The organism is Burkholderia sp. Bp8994 (assembly GCF_003853805.1).
Taxonomy (GTDB): Bacteria; Pseudomonadota; Gammaproteobacteria; order Burkholderiales; family Burkholderiaceae; genus Burkholderia.
Genome location: NZ_QTQH01000010.1, coordinates 22674 through 38686 on the forward strand (window position 1 = coordinate 22674; position 16013 = coordinate 38686).

Annotated in this window: 16 protein-coding genes; 9 read left to right on the forward strand and 7 right to left on the reverse strand. The window is 70.0% G+C overall.

Annotated elements, in window-relative coordinates; translation table 11 throughout:
• The first annotated feature begins 38 nt into the window (after nt 1-38).
• Together DIE04_RS12535 and DIE04_RS12540 are read left to right on the forward strand one after the other, a co-directional pair.
• Complete coding sequence (locus DIE04_RS12535) at nt 39-1283, forward strand: DUF2957 domain-containing protein (RefSeq protein ID WP_124489230.1); 1245 nt, start codon at nt 39-41, stop codon at nt 1281-1283.
• Between the two features lie 15 nt (nt 1284-1298).
• Nucleotides 1299-2132 carry an OmpW family protein gene (locus DIE04_RS12540; protein WP_044846333.1) on the forward strand — a complete coding sequence of 278 codons (834 nt, stop codon included), beginning with the start codon at nt 1299-1301 and terminating at the stop codon, nt 2130-2132.
• 193 nt (nt 2133-2325) lie between these two features.
• On the opposite strand, the gene DIE04_RS12545 is transcribed toward DIE04_RS12540, so the two are convergent.
• Nucleotides 2326-3246 (reverse strand): LysR family transcriptional regulator, encoded by a 921-nt coding sequence (locus tag DIE04_RS12545; RefSeq protein ID WP_044846334.1) that lies wholly within the window; start codon nt 3244-3246, stop codon nt 2326-2328.
• Between the two features lie 97 nt (nt 3247-3343).
• Between DIE04_RS12545 and DIE04_RS12550 the strand changes: the two genes are divergently transcribed.
• Complete coding sequence (locus tag DIE04_RS12550; protein WP_124520502.1) at nt 3344-4621, forward strand: MFS transporter; 1278 nt, start codon at nt 3344-3346, stop codon at nt 4619-4621.
• A gap of 82 nt (nt 4622-4703) precedes the next feature.
• Here DIE04_RS12550 and DIE04_RS12555 read toward each other — a convergent pair whose 3' ends face one another.
• The gene (locus tag DIE04_RS12555; RefSeq protein ID WP_044846336.1) at nt 4704-5339 is read right to left on the reverse strand and encodes a LysE family translocator; all 636 of its coding nucleotides are present in this window, start codon (nt 5337-5339) and stop codon (nt 4704-4706) included.
• A 71-nt stretch (nt 5340-5410) separates the two neighbouring features.
• Nucleotides 5411-6451, reverse strand: coding sequence for an NAD(P)-dependent oxidoreductase (locus DIE04_RS12560; RefSeq protein WP_260426303.1), 1041 nt, complete (start codon nt 6449-6451; stop codon nt 5411-5413).
• Between DIE04_RS12560 and DIE04_RS12565 the strand changes: the two genes are divergently transcribed.
• Nucleotides 6379-7146 carry a Mut7-C RNAse domain-containing protein gene (locus DIE04_RS12565; RefSeq protein ID WP_124520500.1) on the forward strand — a complete coding sequence of 256 codons (768 nt, stop codon included), beginning with the start codon at nt 6379-6381 and terminating at the stop codon, nt 7144-7146. The two genes, DIE04_RS12560 and DIE04_RS12565, sit on opposite strands and share 73 nt — an antisense overlap.
• Before the next feature lie 77 nt (nt 7147-7223).
• On the opposite strand, the gene DIE04_RS12570 is transcribed toward DIE04_RS12565, so the two are convergent.
• A complete protein-coding gene (locus DIE04_RS12570) occupies nt 7224-7457 on the reverse strand; it encodes a hypothetical protein (protein ID WP_044846339.1) in 234 nt (77 codons plus the stop codon).
• Nucleotides 7458-7826: 369 nt separating this feature from the next.
• On the opposite strand from DIE04_RS12570, the gene DIE04_RS12575 reads away from it, so the two are divergent.
• Genes DIE04_RS12575 through DIE04_RS12590 form a run of 4 tightly spaced genes read left to right on the forward strand, consistent with a single transcriptional unit; the run spans nt 7827 to nt 12093 of the window.
• Nucleotides 7827-9032, forward strand: a complete 1206-nt coding sequence (locus tag DIE04_RS12575) for an efflux RND transporter periplasmic adaptor subunit (RefSeq protein WP_044846340.1) — start codon at nt 7827-7829, stop codon at nt 9030-9032.
• Between the two features lie 10 nt (nt 9033-9042).
• On the forward strand, nt 9043-9741 hold the full coding sequence (locus DIE04_RS12580) for an ABC transporter ATP-binding protein (protein WP_124520499.1): 699 nt from the start codon (nt 9043-9045) through the stop codon (nt 9739-9741).
• An 18-nt stretch (nt 9742-9759) separates the two neighbouring features.
• The gene (locus DIE04_RS12585; RefSeq protein WP_124520498.1) at nt 9760-10914 is read left to right on the forward strand and encodes an ABC transporter permease; all 1155 of its coding nucleotides are present in this window, start codon (nt 9760-9762) and stop codon (nt 10912-10914) included.
• Nucleotides 10915-10926: 12 nt separating this feature from the next.
• A complete protein-coding gene (locus DIE04_RS12590; protein ID WP_124520497.1) occupies nt 10927-12093 on the forward strand; it encodes an ABC transporter permease in 1167 nt (388 codons plus the stop codon).
• A gap of 13 nt (nt 12094-12106) precedes the next feature.
• Here DIE04_RS12590 and DIE04_RS12595 read toward each other — a convergent pair whose 3' ends face one another.
• From DIE04_RS12595 to DIE04_RS12605, 3 genes are all read right to left on the reverse strand, one after another.
• A complete protein-coding gene (locus DIE04_RS12595) occupies nt 12107-13444 on the reverse strand; it encodes a carotenoid oxygenase family protein (RefSeq protein WP_124489225.1) in 1338 nt (445 codons plus the stop codon).
• A 16-nt stretch (nt 13445-13460) separates the two neighbouring features.
• A complete protein-coding gene (locus DIE04_RS12600) occupies nt 13461-14087 on the reverse strand; it encodes a DUF2239 family protein (protein ID WP_124520496.1) in 627 nt (208 codons plus the stop codon).
• Between the two features lie 125 nt (nt 14088-14212).
• Nucleotides 14213-14944 (reverse strand): glutathione S-transferase family protein, encoded by a 732-nt coding sequence (locus DIE04_RS12605; RefSeq protein ID WP_124520495.1) that lies wholly within the window; start codon nt 14942-14944, stop codon nt 14213-14215.
• Nucleotides 14945-14982: 38 nt separating this feature from the next.
• Between DIE04_RS12605 and DIE04_RS12610 the strand changes: the two genes are divergently transcribed.
• Complete coding sequence (locus DIE04_RS12610) at nt 14983-15957, forward strand: LysR family transcriptional regulator (RefSeq protein ID WP_124520494.1); 975 nt, start codon at nt 14983-14985, stop codon at nt 15955-15957.
• Nucleotides 15958-16013: the final 56 nt, after the last annotated feature.

Sequence of the window (16013 nt, forward strand, 5' to 3'; positions counted from 1 at the left end):
AAGCCGGCCGCCCGACAAGACAAATCTGGAGGAGCAACATGAAGCGCAACCTCGTTCTCGCGGCGGCCCTTGCCGCCCCCCTTCTTTCCGCATGCGGCGGTGGCGGCGGCGACAACCCGCCCCCGCTCGTCGAAGACCGGCTCTGCCCCGCCACGCTCGACTACAACACCGTGTACACCGGCGGCGCGGGCAGCGGCGAACTGGCCAAGGTCCAGCTCGACACGACCAAGATGACCTGGCAGGTCACCTATGTCGAATCGCCGGTGCCGCAAAAGACCGGCACCGTTACGCCGACCCGCGCAGGCACCGTCGACAGCGGCACGCTCACGCAGGAAACGATGCTGCCGACCAACAAGCTGAACCAGTGCGCATTCCGGCTGAACGGCGCGAGCCTCGATGCGTCGCGTCCGGCGCGCATCTTCGTCGGCTTCGGTGTCGCGGGCGGCACGATTCCCGGCAAGGAGATCCAGTTCGACGGCGTGCTCGGCCAGGCCGCGGTGCCCGACACGAAATTCCCGTACTACCCGTTCATCGGCTTCTCGTCGATCGAAACCGACATCACGAAGGTCGCGGGCACGTACAGCCACATCGGCTTCGGCGAAGTGCCGTCGCAGAAATTCGCGCCGGCGTCGATCGATGCGAAGGTGACGATCAACGCGGACGGCACGTGGACCAAGTGCGACACGACCGGCCAGTTCGCCGGCGGCGCGTGCATGCAGCAGGGCACGAACTTCGTGCAGTCGGCCGACGGCAGCGGCGCGTTCCAGAGCAACAACTACCGGAGCCAGCTCAGCCCGACGCTGTCGGCGACGCCGCAAGGCAAGGGCTTCATGATCGTCGGCAAGCTGCGCAACCAGCTGGTGCCGATCCTCGTGCGCACGGGTGTCGCGAACCCGAACCCGACGCCCGACAGCAACGGCGTGCCGGGCCTGACCGCCGACGACGAATCGAGCATCTCGATCCTCGCGCCGCAGACCGCGATCGCGGCGGGGTCGCAAAACGGCGAATACATCGGCGTAGACAGCCAGTTCGACTACCGGACCACCGCGCTGATCAACAACCAGGCCACGCTGCTCGATCCGTTCCAGCCGTCGCAGGCCTCGCTCGCGACCGCGCTCGACCTGGATTACACGCAGAAGGTGCCGGGCACGGTCACGACGATCCACACGGGTTCGGGCAGCACGTCGCCGACCGGCAAGTTCATCTTCACGGGTGGCGTGTTCGGTTTCCTCGACAACGCGGGTTCGACGCCGTATTTCACGATCGGCGCGTTCGTCCAGTAAGCGGGGGAAGCCGTGATGAAGAAGACCCTTCTCTGCGCGGCGGCCGGCGCCGCCGCCCTGGCGCCGCTCGCGGCGCACGCGCAGAGCGCCGGCAGCAACGTCGTCACGCTGGGCTGGTTCCACGTGATGCCTCAGCAGAGCAGCACGCCGATGACGACCAACGTCGCGCCGACGCCGATCAACACGCCGCTGCGGCTGCCGCCGTCGTTCACGTCGCCGGGCACCGGGCTGCGTACGAGCGGCGCCGACACGGTCGGCCTGACGGTCAGCCACTTCCTGACCGATCACATCGCGGTCACGTCGGTGGCGGGCGTGCCGCCGGTGTTCAAGGTGTCGGGTCAAGGCACGATCAAGCCGCCCGGCCCGGCCGGCGCGCTCGGCACGCAGAACATCGGCCTCGCCTCGGTGAACCCGATCGTGAAGAGCGTGCGGCAGTGGAGCCCGGCGGCGATCCTGCAGTACTACTTCGGGGCGGCGACCGCGAAGTTCCGGCCGTTCCTCGGCCTCGGCGTGTCGTACAACTGGTTCAGCGACCTGCAACTCAACACGAACTTCATCAAGCAGACGCAGGACAACCTCGGCGCGATTCTCGCCGCGGGCGCGGGCAAGCCGGGTACGACATCGGTAGAGGCGAAGGCGTCGTCGTCATGGCAGCCGGTGTTCAACGCGGGCCTGCAGTACAACATGACCGAGCATTTCGGGCTGGTCGCGTCGGTGACCTACATCCCGCTGAAGACGACGTCGACGGTGACGATCAAGGCGGCCGACGGCACGGTGCTCTCCGAGTCGAAATCGGACCTGAAGGCCGATCCGATCATCAGCTACGTCGGGATGACCTACAAGTTCTGACGGCGGCGACGGAGGATGAGCGGACGGCCCGCGCAAAAAACGCGGGCAAAAAAAAGCCCGCCTAAGAGGCGGGCTGAATCCATATCAGAGGAGACATGGAGGAGACAGGTGTAACTATAGCGAATCAATTTCTGCATTGCAACATTTCCGTAGAGAAAATAAGGATTTTCCCTCGACTGCGCACTCTAGATCGCTAGTTCGAATCCGACCCCTTCCCGTTCTCCCGGTCGAGCACCTCGCCCAGCGTGTCGCGCAGCAGCGCGACCGGCCGCGTCAGGCGGCCCGGCAGCGCGCCGTGCACGATCCACACGTTGATCCGCGTTTCCAGCCCCGCCGTTTCCACCACCCTCAGCGCATCGCGATGCTTGCTGCGCGCCAGTGCGTTCGGCGACGCGATCCCGATGCCGGCACCGCGCGCGACGAGCGACAGCTGCAGCTCCGAGCCGAACGCCTCGACCGCGACGTCGAACGGCAGCCCCGCGGCGCCGAGCGCACGGCTCAGTGCCGAACGCATCCCGCAGCCGTCCTGGCTCAGCACCCACGGAAAACCCGATAGCACGTCGAGCGACAGCGGACCGGCCGGCAGCGGGAAATCGCGCGCGGCGACCAGCACCGTCGGCTGCGTGCCGAGCGGCGTGGCCGTCAGCGTATCGGGCAGCGCCGCGCTGGCCGGCACCATGACCGCCGCGACATCGAGCGTGCCGCGCTCGATGCCCTGCACGAGCGCCGGCGACCAGCCAGCCGTCACGCGCAGGGTCAGCCGCGGAAACGCGTCGCGCAGCCGGTCGATCGGCCGCTCGAGCGCCAGCTCGGACAGGAACGGCGGCACGCCGATGCGCAGTTCGCCCGACGGCTCGCTGTCGGGCGCGCCGGCCGCCATCAAAGCGTCGACCGCCCCCAGCACGTTGCGCGCGAGCGCATAGACGTCGCGCCCGGCGGCGGTCGGCTTCAGTGGCTTGCTCTGCCGCTCGAGCAGTGGCATGCCCAACAGCGTCTCGAGGTTCTGCACGCGTCGCGTGAGGCCCGGCTGCGTGAGATGGAGCTTCGCCGCGGCCGCGACCATCGACCCGCTGTCGACCACCGCGACGAACGCCTGGAGATCACGCGTATTCAAATCAAACTCGCATAATCATGTTAGACATATTTCAATTGTCGCATAAACATCCGGCACCTACGATGGGGATTCCTTCGCTCGACGCTCCAGGCTTCCGATGAACTGCCCTGCCGACTCCTGCCCCGCCCCCGGCCGCGCCGCGCGCGGTGCCCCGCCCGTGCTGAGCACGGGCATGACGCTCTTCTTCGCCGCGACGGTCGGCGTGATCGTGATGGACCTGTTCGCCGCGCAACCGTTGACGGGCCCGATCAGCGCCGACCTGCACCTGCCGCCCGGTCTCGCGGGCCTCGTCGCGATGCTGCCGCAACTCGGCTACGCAGCCGGCCTCGTGCTGCTCGTGCCGCTCGTCGACCTGCTCGAGAACCGCCGGTTGATCGTCGCGACACTCGTCGCGTGCGCGGCCGCGCTCGCGCTGCCGGCGTTCACGCGGTCCGGCACCGTCTTCCTGCTCGCGACGCTGGCCGCCGGCGCCGCGTCGAGCGTGATCCAGATGCTGGTGCCGATGGCCGCGTCGATGGCGCCCGAAGCGCAGCGCGGCCGCGCGGTCGGCAACGTGATGAGCGGGCTGATGCTCGGCATCCTGCTGTCACGGCCGCTCGCCAGCCTGATCGCGGGCACGGCCGGCTGGCGCGCGTTCTACGCGCTGGCCGCGCTCGCGAACGCGGCGATCGCGGCAGTGCTCGCGCTGCGCTTGCCGCCGCGCGTGCCGCCGGCTTCGGCCGGCTATCGCGCGCTGCTCGCGTCGATGGGCCGGCTGCTGGCCGACGAAGCGGTGCTGCGCCGGCATGCGCTATCGGCCGCGCTCGCGATGGCCGCATTCAGCGCGTTCTGGACCGCCGTCGGGTTGCGGCTTGCGCAGCCGCCGTTCGGCCTCGACCTGCACGGCATCGCGCTGTTCGCGTTCGCCGGCGCGAGCGGCGCGATCGTCACGCCGCTGGCCGGCCATGCCGGCGATCGCGGCCACGGCCCGGCCGCGCAGCGCATCGCGCACGTGACGATGCTCGCGGCGCTCACCGTGCTCGGCATCGCCGGCGCCGGCTGGTTCGGCTTCGATGCGCACGCGCATCGCGGCGTCGCGCTGGCGCTGCTGGCCGGCGGCGCGGCGCTGCTCGACGCGGGCGTGATCGTCGACCAGACGATCGGCCGCCGGGAAATCAACCTGCTGAACCCGGCCGCACGCGGGCGGCTGAACGGGCTGTTCGTCGGGTTGTTCTTCGTCGGCGGCGCGCTCGGCGCGGCGCTGGCGGGCAGCGCATGGGCGTGGGGCGGGTGGAGCGCCGTGTGCGGCGTCGGCTTCGCGTTCGCGGGCGCGGCCGCGGCGTTCGGCTTGTCGGGCGGGCGCCGGAGCGGCACCGCGGCGTGGCCGCGCGCGTAACGCGGGCCCGGATATGAAAACGCCCCGCCCTCTGACGAGGCGCGGGGCGCCCGACGGGCCGCGTGGGCCGCGCAGGCCGAAATTAGTGACGGACCAGCGCCATCATCGCGCCGAAGCCGACGAAGATACCGCCCGTCAGCCGGTTGAACACCTTCGCGACGCTCTGGCTCTTCAGCGTCGCGCCGATGCGCGTGCCGAACGACGCGTAGACGAGATACCAGCTGACCTCGATCACCGCGAACGTGACGACGAGGATGCAGAACTGCGGCAGCGTCGGCTCGGCTGCATTGATGAACTGTGGCAGCAGCGCGGCCGCGAACAGGATCGCCTTCGGGTTGCTGCCCGCGACCAGGAAACCGTTGCGGAACAGCGCCCAGCGTGATGCCGACGCGCCTTGCGAAACCGCATCGACGTCCGCGGCCGGCGCGTCGTCGACGCGTGCGCGCCACGCCTTCACGCCGAGATAGATCAGGTAGGCGGCGCCCGCGAAGCGCAACGCATCGAACGTCGCCGGCCACGCCTCGAGCACCGCCCCGAGCCCCGCCGCGGACACCGCGAGCATCAGCACCAGCGCGCTCAGGCAGCCGGCCATCGTCGACGCCGAGCGGCGCAGCCCATGCTGCGCGCCGTGCGTCATCACGAGCAGCATGTTCGGACCGGGAATCGCCGACACGACGAACACCGTCGCCACGAAAAGCCACCACGTATGCAGGTTCATGACCGCCCCGACCGAAAGAGAATTGAAATGTCGATTATGCCGTGCGCGCGACGTTTTTGTCCCGCGTCGGCTCAGCGGCCCGCGCGGCGCAGCGCGACTTCGCCGAGCACCGCGAAGTCCTGTTCGCCGCCGCCGTGCGCGAGCGCATCGAGCAGGCTGTCGCGCACGACGCTCGCCACCGGCAGCGGCACCGACGCCGCGTCGCCGGCCTCCAGCGCGAGCCGCACGTCCTTCAGCCCGAGGCGCGCCTTGAAGCGCGCGGGTTCGTAGCTGCGCTCGGCGATCATCCCGCCGTAGCCTGCGTAGACCGGCCCCGGGAACACGCTGTTCGTGACCACGTCGAGGAAATCGCGCATCGCGACGCCGTGCGCGCCGAGCAGCGCGGACGCCTCGCCGAGCGTCTCGATCGCCGACGCGAGCGTGAAATTCGCCGCGATCTTCGCGACGTTCGCATGCTGCGGCAGCGAGCCGAACCGCCAGGTCTTCTGGCCGATCGCGTCGAACAGCGGCTGCACGCGGTCGATCGCCTCGGCCGGGCCGCCGGCCATGATCGTCAGCCGCGCGGCGGCTGCGACGTCCGGGCGCCCCATCACGGGCGCGGCGACGTACTCGAGGCCGCGCGACGCATGCGCGTGCGCGAGCGACTCGGCGAGCGCGACCGACACCGTCGCCATGTTCACGTGGATCAGGCCGCGCGGCGCCTGCGCGAGCAGCGCGTCGTCGAATACTTCGCGCGCGGCCGCGTCGTCGGCGAGCATCGAGAACACGGCATCGCCGCGAAACGCATCGGCCGGCGTCGCGACGATCTGCGCGCCCAGCGCGGCGAGCGGCTCGGCGCGCTCGCGCGACCGGTTCCAGACCCGCAGGGCGTGCCCCGCCTTCAGCAGGTTCGTCGCAATCGCCTGCCCCATTTCGCCCAGCCCGATAAATCCGAGATCCATTTCCCCGCTCCTTCGACCCGTGAAGCGGGGAGTTAAACACAGATGGCGGCGGCCTGCAGCCCCCGGCGACCGGCCGTGCGCGGTGCGATACTGCGCCAATGGCGACCGCGACCTTCCGCTTCCACGGCGAACTGAACGCGTTTCTCGCGCGCGAGCAGCGCGAGTGCGCATTCGCGCACGCGTTTGCGCGCGACGCGACGGTCAAGCACGCGGTCGAGGCGCTCGGCGTCCCGCATACGGAAATCGGCCGGCTCTGCGTGAACGGCGCACCGGCCGCCCTCGACCGGCCGCTCGGCGACGGCGACCGCGTCGACATCCATCCGGAGCGCGCGCAGCCGGCGGCCGCCTCGCCGCTGCCGCAACCGGACCGCTGGCGCTTCGTCGCCGACGCGCATCTCGGCGGCCTCGCGCAGCTGCTGCGCCTCGCCGGCTTCGACACCTGCTACGACAACCACTACCGCGACGACGAACTCGCGGCGCTCGCCGCGCGCGAAGGCCGGATCGTGCTGACCCGCGACCGCGAGCTGCTGAAGCGCCGCGCGGTCGTGCGCGGCTGCTACCTGCATGCGCAGCAGCCGGACGCGCAGCTGCGCGAGCTGTTCGCGCGGCTCGATCTCGCGCCGCACATGCGGCCGTTCCGGCTGTGCCTGCGCTGCAACGCGCCGCTGCACGCGCTCGATGCGGCGGACGCCGCGCCGCGCGTGCCGCCGGGCGTGCGCCAGCGGCACCGGCGCTTTGCCGCGTGCGACGTGTGCCGGCGCGTGTTCTGGGAAGGGTCGCACTGGCGGCGCATGCGCGCGGTGGTCGATGCGATGCGCGCGCCGCCGCCCGATGCCCTCGACGTCGCGGACGTGGCGGACGCCTGAAAAAACAAAACCCCGCAGGCCGGAGCGTGCGGGGTTTCGCGACAGGGAGCCGGCAGCGCCGGCCCGGTGAAGCGTGCTTAGTTCTGCGTGCCTGCGTCGTTCGTGCCGGCGGCCGAAGCGGCTGCAGCCTTCGCCTTGCCCTTGGCCGAACCGTGTTGCTTCAGCTGGTGCTTCGGCTTGCTGTGATCCTTCTTGGCCGGTGCCGGTGCAGCGGCCGACGTGTCGGCTGCCGGCGCCGACGCCTGTGCGAATGCCGAAACCGATGCGAGAGCGAATGCTGCGGTCATGATCGAAGCGAGCGTCTTCTTCATTGTTCTTCCTTTAGCGGAGAAAAAGTCAAACGTACCGGTAAGAGATGCGAGGCATCCGCATCGGAACATCAGTCGCGCCGGGCTCCCGGTCGCCACCGGACGGGTCGGCTCTCGCCTTTCCGCCTCGGCAAATACTGACGCACAGGCTCCATAACGCATCGCCCGCGCGGCGAGTTGACATGCAGCTTGCATCGTTCGGGTTTCCCCGGGGGGCACGGGTTTCGCGCCCGCGCGACGCGCCGCCGGGACCTGCGTCAATCGTCCGACAAACCGGCTCTCGCGCCCGTCGCGCCGACGCTATACTGGCCACCTTCCGTCCCAACCGGACGCGGCCGGTCACGAGACCGCCGCCGTCGCAAGGCGCCCAAATTGCCCGATCACAATCTGGACAAACTGAAAATCGACCGGCGTCCGATCGCACCCGCGCCACGCCGGCGCCGGTGGGTCCGCTACGCGGTCGCCGCCGCGCTCGTCATCGTCGCGATCGTCGCCGCGCTGGCGCTCACCGGCCGGCCGACGGTCGACACGACCTCCGTCACGTCCGCCTACCCGTACCAGAACGACACCCAGCTCAACGCGACCGGCTACGTCGTGCCGCAGCGCAAGGCGGCGGTCGCGTCGAAGGGCCAGGGTCGCGTCGAGTGGCTCGGCGTGCTCGAGGGCACGCGCGTGAAGAAGGACGAGATCATCGCGCGGCTCGAAAGCCGCGACGTGCAGGCGTCGCTGGCACAGGCACGCGCGCAGGCGCAGGTCTCCCGTGCGAACCTCGGCGTCGCGCAGGCAGAGCTGAAGGATGCGGAGATCGCGCTGCGCCGCACCGCCGCGCTCGCGCCGAAGGGCGCGGTGCCGGCCGCGCAGCTCGACATCGACACGGCCCGCGTGAACAAGGCACGCGCGTCGGTCAACAGCGACGAAGCCGCGATCGCGTCCGCCGAAGCCAATGCGCAGGCCGCGCAGGTCGCGGTCGACCAGACGGTGATCCGCGCGCCGTTCGACGGGATCGTGCTCGCGAAGCACGCGAACGTCGGCGACAACATCACGCCGTTCTCGTCCGCGTCGGACAGCAAGGGCGCGGTCGTGACGATCGCCGACATGGACACGCTCGAGGTCGAGGCCGACGTCGCCGAATCGAACATCGCGAAGATCCGCGCGGAGCAGCCGTGCGAGATCCAACTCGACGCGCTGCCCGACATGCGCTTCGCGGGCCGCGTGTCGCGCATCGTGCCGACCGTCGACCGCTCGAAGGCGACCGTGCTGGTGAAGGTGCGTTTCGTCGACCGCGACGAGCGCGTGCTGCCCGACATGAGCGCGAAGATCGCGTTCCTGTCGAAGCCGGCGTCGCCGCAGGACCGGCAGCCGGTGACGGCCGTGCAGGCGAGCGCGGTGGTCGAGCGCGACGGCCGCCCGGTCGTGTTCGTCGTGAAGGACGACACGGTGCGTGCGACGGCGGTGACCCGAGGCGCGCGGATCGGCGAACTCGTCGCGATCCGCGGCGTGAAGCCCGGCGATACGGTCGTGCTCGCGCCGGGCGCGAAGCTGAAGGACGGCGCGAAAGTCGCCGTCGCGAAGAAGTAGCGTGGCGCGCGTGAACGACGCCTCGCCGCCCCTCGTCGAGATCAGCCACGTCGCGAAGTCGTACCGGCGCGGCAACCAGGTCGTGCCGGTGCTGACCGACATCACGCTCGACATCGGCGCAGGCGACTTCGTCGCGCTGATGGGGCCGTCGGGTTCCGGCAAGAGCACGCTGCTCAATCTCGTCGCCGGCATCGACCGGCCCGACAGCGGCGAGCTGCGCGTGGGCGGCCTCGACATCTCGCGGCTGGAGGAAGCGCAACTGGCCGAATGGCGCGCGGCGAACGTCGGCTTCATCTTCCAGTTCTACAACCTGATGCCGGTGCTCACCGCGTTCGAGAACGTCGAGCTGCCGCTGATGCTCACGCACCTGTCGCGCCGCGAACGGCGCGAGCGCGTCGAGCTGGTGCTCGACATGGTGAATCTCGGCGACCGGACCAGCCATTACCCGTCCGAGCTGTCGGGCGGCCAGCAGCAGCGCGTCGCGATCGCGCGCGCGCTGATCACCGACCCGGTGCTGATCGTCGCCGACGAGCCGACCGGCGACCTCGATCGCGCGTCGGCCACCGACGTGCTCGCGATGCTGCAGCGGATGAACGCGGAGCTCGGCAAGACGATCATCATGGTGACCCACGATGCGCACGCGGCTGCCGCCGCGCAGTCGCTCGTGCATCTGGAGAAAGGAGAGTTGATCGATGGGCACGCCGTCTGACGGACGGGAGCGCGCACGATGATGGTGTTCAAGCTGATCGCGCGCAACGCGCTGCGGCACCGGCTGCGCACGCTGCTGACCGTGCTCGGGCTGACCATCGCGGTGCTGGCGTTCGGGCTGCTGCACACCGTCGTCGACGCGTGGTACGCGGGCGCGGCCGCCGCGTCGAGCGGCCGGCTCGTCACGCGCAACGCGATCTCGCTCGTGTTCCCGCTGCCGGTCAGCTACGAGAACCGGATCCGCGGCGTCGACGGCGTGACGGCCGTGGTCCGCTCGAACTGGTTCGGCGGCATCTACCGCGACCCGAAAAACTTCTTCGCGAGCTTCGCGGTATCGGAAAACTACCTCGACCTGTATCCGGAATTCATCCTCCCGGCGCAGCAGCGCGCCGACTACGTCCGCGACCGCCGCGGCTGCCTCGTCGGGCGTCAGCTCGCGACGCAGTTCGGCTTCAAGGTCGGCGACGTGATTCCGCTGAAGGGCACGATCTACCCGGGCACGTGGGATTTCGTCGTGCGCGGCATTCTCGACGGCCGCGACGACTCGACGATCACGCGCCAGCTGGTGTTCCACTGGGACTACCTGAACGAGACGGTGCGCAAGCGCACGCCGAAGCAGGCCGACCAGGTCGGCGTGTTCGTGCTCGGCGTCGCGCACCCGGACGACGGCGCCGCGATCGCGCGCAACGTCGACGCGGTGTTCAGGAACTCGCTCGCCGAAACGCTGACCGAGACCGAACAGGCGTTCCAGCTCGGCTTCGTTGCGATGTCGAACCAGATCATCGCGGCGATCCGCGTCGTGTCGTACGTGGTGATCCTGATCATCATGGCCGTGATGGCGAACGCGATGGCGATGAGCGCGCGCGAACGCACCGCCGAATATGCGACGCTGAAGGCGCTCGGCTTCGGCCCCGGTTTTCTCGCGCTGCTCATGTTCGGCGAATCGGTCGTGATCGCGGTGGTCGGCGGCGGGCTCGGGATGCTCGCGACGCCGCCGGCCGCGAGCCTCTTCAAGCAGGCCGCGGGCGGCATCTTTCCGGTGTTCAGGGTGTCGGACGGGACGATGGCGCTGCAGGCCGCGTGCTCGATCGCGGTCGGCTTCGCGGCCGCGCTGGTGCCGGCGTGGCAGGCGGCACGCGTGCGCGTGGTCGAAGGCCTGCGGGCGATCGGCTAGAGGCACGCATCGATGGCCATTCCGCTCACCTACATCGCGCGCAACCTGTGGACCCGGCGGCTCACCACCGCGCTCACCGCGGGCGGGATGGCGCTGGTGATCTTCGTGTTCGCGACCGTGCAGATGCTCGACGCGGGGCTCACGCAGACGCTCGTGTCGACCGGCGAACCCGACAACGTCGTGGTGATCCGCAAGGGCGCGGAAACCGAGATCCAGAGCGCGATCGACCACCAGCAGGCCAACGCGCTCGAGATGCATCCGGCCGTCGCGCTCGGCCCCGACGGCCGGCCGCAGGTGTCGAAGGAAGCCGTCGTGCTGATCTCGCTCGTGAAGACGTCGACCGGCAAGCCGTCCAACGTCGTGATCCGCGGCGTGTCGCCGGCCGGCCTCGCGCTGCGCCCGCGCGTGAAGCTGGTCGCGGGCCGCACGTTCGCGCCGGGCTCGTCGGAGATCGTCGTCGGCAGCGCGATCGCGAGAGGCTTCAGCGGCACGCAGCTCGGCGACCGCCTGCATTTCGCGCAGCGCGACTGGACCGTCGTCGGCATCTTCGACGCGGGCGGCAGCGGCTTCGATTCGGAGATCTGGGGCGACGTCGACCAGCTGATGCAGTCGTTCCGGCGCACCAGCTATTCGTCGATGGTGCTGCGCATCCCGAGCGCCGACGGTTTCGCGCGCTTCAAGGCCGACATCGACGTTGACCCGCGCCTCACCGACGAAGCGAAGCGCGAGCAGACGTTTTACGGCGACCAGTCGAAGGCGCTGTCGACCTTCATCAACATCCTCGGCATCACGCTGTCGACGATCTTCTCGATCGCCGCGATGATCGGCGCGATGATCACGATGTATGCATCGGTCGCGAACCGCACCGCCGAGATCGGCACGCTGCGCGCGCTCGGCTTCAAGCGCATGAACGTGCTCGCCGCGTTCCTGCTGGAGGCGCTGCTGCTCGGCTTCGTCGGCGGCGTCGCGGGGCTCGCGTGCGCGTCGCTGATGGAGTTCGCGTCGTTCTCGACGACCAACTTCCAGACTTTCTCCGACCTGTCGTTCCGTTTCGTGCTGACGCCCGCGATCGTCGTGAAGACGCTGCTGTTCTCGCTCGTAATGGGGCTCGTCGGCGGGTTCCTGCCGGCGATGCGCGCCGCGCGGCTGAGCATCGTCGACGCGCTGCGCGCGCAGTGACGCGTGCGGCCGCTCACGCGCGGCGCTCGCTCGGCACCCACGCGCCGTGGAACCCGGCCGGCACGCGGCGCGGCAGGTGCACGGTCGCGACCGGCGCCGCGTCGATCGCGCGCGCATCGAGGATCACGACGTCGCTCGTATCCGTCGCCGCGCGGTAGACCACCACCAGCAGCCAGCCATCGTCCTCGTCGGTGCCGCCCGGGCGCGGCACGAACACCGGCTCGCCATTCTGGTCGCCGGCCGGCACCGCGTAACGCGTCGTCGTGCCGCGCATGTGATCGAAGCGCATCACGCCGCGCATCTCGGTGTGGTTCGGCTGCTCGGCCGCATACAGGTAACGGTAGCGGCGCCCGGTCCGGCTTTCGTTGATGCGCGGCAGCTCGATGCCGCCATCGGCGAGCGGCCCCTCGTCGACCAGCCCGTTCGCGGTATCGATCACGTAGCGCCACAGTTCGCCGACCGGGTTGTCGGCGAACCGGCCGGTGCGCGCGTCGAGCCGCAGGAACCACGGATAGCGCACCGCATCGAGCACGATGCACGACGCATCGCAGTCGTACGCGTTCACCACGTGCTGGACGAAGCACGGCTCGATCCCGAACCAGCGCACGTCGCCGCCGTGGCGCGGCATCACGCCGATCCGCGCGTCGCGGTCGTCGTGCCAGCGCAGCGGCATCCGGTGCCCGTGCTTCAGCATCGCGAAGTCGTAACCCACGTTCAGGTCGAGCAGCAGGCTGCGGGTCTCGGTGATCGCGAGGTCGTGCATCATCGACGGCGCGCGCACGTCGACCGTGAGGTCGACGCGCTGCACGCCCTGCGCGTCCGCGACACCGTAGCGCAGCCACGGCGCGCGCCAGTCCGCGCGAAACAGGATCAGTTCGCCGGTCACCGGATCGACCTTCGGATGCGCGGTCATCGCGCCGCCGAACGCCGCGTGCCGCGCGGGCGCACCGAGCGTGTCGAGCGCGGCCGTGATCGCGAGCGGCGCGCCGCCTTCGGCCAGCGCGAGCAATTCGCCCGCGTGCTGCAGCACGTTCACGTTCGGATTCGTGTCGGGCAGATGCGGCGCCTGCTCCGGTGCGTGAACATCGGCCCAGCGGCGCGTGCGGGCCCAGCGGTTCCGGTAACCCGCGGCGCGGCCGCGTTCGAACGCGATCGCGTGCAGCATCGCCGCTTCCGGCCACCACGACAGCACGTCGTTGCCTTCGAAACGGCCGCCCGGCGGATTCGGGCCGTTGCGCAGCAGCGTGCCGTCGAGTTCGGGCGGGATCGTGCCGGTCACGCGCAGGTCGACGAGGTCGGCTTCGTCGGCGACCGGCGCGATCGCGCCGCGGTTCAGATCGAACGTCGTCATCGCGTCGTGTGCTCCTTCAGCAGTCTTCGGTCGACGGCGGCAGATCGCCGCGCGCCAGTGCGAGCGCATGGTCGCGCACGTCGTCCGGCCAGCCGGCGACCCGCTCGGCCAGCCGCGCGAGGTCGTTCGCGTACAGCGCGCGCGCGGCCTCCTCGAAACCGGGCAGGTCGCCCGCGATCGCGGACATGAAGTGATAGGCGCGTGCCTGCGCGTCGCGGCGCCGGTCGGCCGCCGCATGCGTGCGCCGCGCGTCCTCGACGAGCTTGCGCAGCGCGACGGACGCGCCGCCCGGCTGCGCGGCGAGCCACTCCCAGTGACGCGGCAGCAACGTGACCTCGCGCGAGACGACGCCGAGCTTCGGACGGCCGCGGCCGCGTTGTTCGCCCGCCCCGCCTCCCTCCGCGGCGGGCGCGGATGCATCGCCCGGCGCTGCCGCGTAACGCGCGCGGATATCGTCCGCCGTGCCGCGCAGGTCGAGGTCGATCGAGCGGCCGGTCGCGTCGTCGAAGATCACGATCGTGCCGGACATGGCGTCGCCGGCCGCCTGCCGGACCGCGACCGCCACCGTCGCGAGCGGGCCCGACGCGACGCGCCGGTGGCCGTCGAACGCCGTGTAGGAAGGGAGAAGTGTGGAGAGCGTCATCGTGGTCGCCCGTGGGCAGAAATCGGAATGACGCTATTTTTATCCGGGTATAAATTGAATGTCAATATCACCCGGGTAAAAATTTGCCGACGCCGTACGCGTCGGGTGAGCGCGCTGTCCGGTCTTCAGGGCGTCGCGGCCGGCATCGCGGTCATGCGTGCGCGGGCGAGCGCATCGTCGAGCGACACGTGTCCTTCGAATGCCGACGACACCGGTAGCGGCCGGTTTTCCTCGATCGCGTGAGCGAACTGCACGCCGGCGTCGTCGGCGAGCCGTGCGCGCAGCGCGGCGACGTGCGGAAACGCATCCTGCTCGAACACCGCGTGATAGTCGGCCCAGCGGGCGATTCCCGCGAAATACGCGTCGGCCAGCGTGCGTTGCGCGCCGAGCAGCCACGGACCGTCGCCGCGCTCGAGCAGCGCTTCGAGGTGACGGTGCGCCTTCAGCACCTTGCCGCGACCGTATGCCTGCAGCACGGTTTTCTCGGCGCCTTCGGCGCCGTGTTCGTACACGTACCAGAGCGCACCGAACGCGCTGAAGAACGTCGTGTTCAACCACGCGAGCATGCGGTTCAGACGGTCGAAATCCGCGCTGCCCTGGCGGAACGCGAGGCCGCTATCGAGCGCCTGTGCGCCGACATGGCCGAGGATCGCGACGCTTTCGGTCAGCACGTCGCCGTTCGCGGTCACGAACGCCGGTGTCTCGGCGGCGGGGTTCAGCGCGAGGAACGCGTCGCTCGTCACGAGGCCCGGCATCGTGATGCGCGACAGCCGGTAAGGCCGGCCTGCCCATTCGAGCGCCACGATCGAGCCGAACGAGCAACCGGCGGGAATGCCGTAGAGAAGGATCGGAGACATGGGGATTTCGCAGAAGTTGATCGAGCAATCATGCTCCCATGACGAACGATCGCGCAGTAGCCGCTAGAATCGAAACCCGTCGTTTCTCCTGGTGGACGCTGACAGTGAATCTGAACGATCTCTACCTCTTCGTACAGGCGGTCGACGCGGGCAGCATGTCGGCGGCCGCACGTCGGCTCGATCTGCCGAAATCGACGGTCAGCAAGCGCGTGGCCGAGCTCGAGCGCACGCTCGGCGCACGACTCGTGCATCGCACGTCGCGCAGCTTCCGGCTGACGCCGGTTGGCGCCGAATTCTTCGAGCATGCGCGCGCGGCGGTGATCGAGGCCGAAAGCGCGCGCGACGCCGTGCTGCGGCAGGTGGCCGAACCGGCCGGCGTCGTGCGGATCACGAGTTCGGTGCCGGTGGCGCAGCACATCCTCGCGCCATGCCTGCCGGCGCTGGCGATCGCGCACCCGAAGCTGCTGCTGCAGATTCATGCGAGCGACCGGCTCGTCGACATCGCGCAGGAAGGCTTCGACATCGCGGTCCGCAGTCATTTCGCGCCGCTCCCCGATTCCGCACTCGTGCAACGGCCGCTGGCCACGTCGCCGATCGTCGCCGTTGCGTCGCCGGCATATCTCGCGCGTGCCGGCACACCGGACGCACCGGCCGACCTCGCGCGGCACGACGGGCTTCATCCGGGTCCTCAGCCATGGCGGCTGCAGCGCGCCGGCGACACCGTCGACGTCGCCCCGCGCATCCGGATGCAGGCGGACGAGTCGACGCTGCTGCTGCAGGCCGCGACGGCCGGCCTCGGGATCGCATGCCTGCCCGACTGGATCGCCGGCGCCGCGCTCGCGTCGGGCGCGCTCGTGCGCGTGCTGCCCGGCTGGCGGGCCGGCACCGTCACGACCACACTGCTGATGCCGCACCGGCGCGGCCAGTTGCCTGGCGTGCGCGCCGCGGTCGAGTTTCTCGCGGAACACGTCGCGGCCCACCACGGCGCCGGCCCGGACGACGCGCACGCGTGAACGGGCCTTCCGCCGAATCGCGCCCACAATTCGCGCCCGCCTCCAATCGATTCAAT